Genomic DNA, 948 nt, shown 5'->3' with positions numbered 1-948 from the left:
TGACGTTAGAGGGTTGCACTATCGGTGAATGGGCTGACGGCGGCGGCGAGAGCGGCACAGCCGAGGATTTGGGCTACATCTACGACAGCAACACCAAGACCTACACGGTCTATAACGCCGACGGCCTGCTGGCATGGAACGAAGCCTCACAAAAAGATGAATCGATAAATTGCACCCTCGCCGCTGACATCGACCTGACGGGTAAGGAATGGACACGGTCAGGCATATTTACATTCTACTCCGGCGTCTTTAATGGGCAGGGACACCGCATTACAGGATTTAACTCTTCAGCAATGAATAATACTGGATTTTTGGGTTCACTCTTAAGTGAACGTGGAGTGATAAAGAACCTACAACTCATAGATGTGAATCTGTATGGCAGTAGTGGAAATACTGCTGGAATAGTGGGCCGAAATCATGGCCAAATCATTGCCTGCTCTGTGACGGGAAAAATTTCTGCATCATATGGTGGAACTTGTGGTATAGCCGAATCAAATTATGGCGATATCATCGCTTGCTGGTTCGACGGCACATTGAAAGAGTCTAACAATGGAGCTATAGTGCGTTATAACTACGCTGATATAACTTCCTGTTATTGGGGAGGCAATGCCGGGCAAGGAGTATTCCGTATTGAAGAAGGAACGGTAGATGCCACGAAGGTGGACGGCGCGACCGTGAAATGGCAGACAGCCGTCGACGGCATGAACACCGCCCTCACCGCTGGCGACTACCAGTGGATACTCGGCACCGACGGTCTGCCCGTATTACAAAAGAGACAATAACGAACCCTAAACGACACGCATCATGAAACGAGCAACCATCCATACATCCGCAGCCATCGCCCTGCTGCTCGGCCTTGCCGCCTGCACGCAGGACGAACTTGCCGACGATAACCGTCTGCCCGAAGGAGAATACCCCGTAGTCATCCGTGCCACCGGACTGTCCGTA

At 51.4% G+C, this 948-nt stretch carries 1 pseudogene; it reads left to right on the top strand.

Annotated features, from left to right (window positions below):
- Window positions 1-782 (top strand): annotated as a pseudogene (locus tag N5O98_RS27265) (fimbrillin family protein); the annotation flags it as partial.
- Window positions 783-948: the final 166 nt, after the last annotated feature.

This window comes from Bacteroides sp. LFL-34, assembly GCF_027257075.1.
Lineage (GTDB): Bacteria > Bacteroidota > Bacteroidia > Bacteroidales > Bacteroidaceae > Bacteroides > Bacteroides ovatus.
This window is presented reverse-complemented; position numbering and strand designations above follow the sequence as displayed.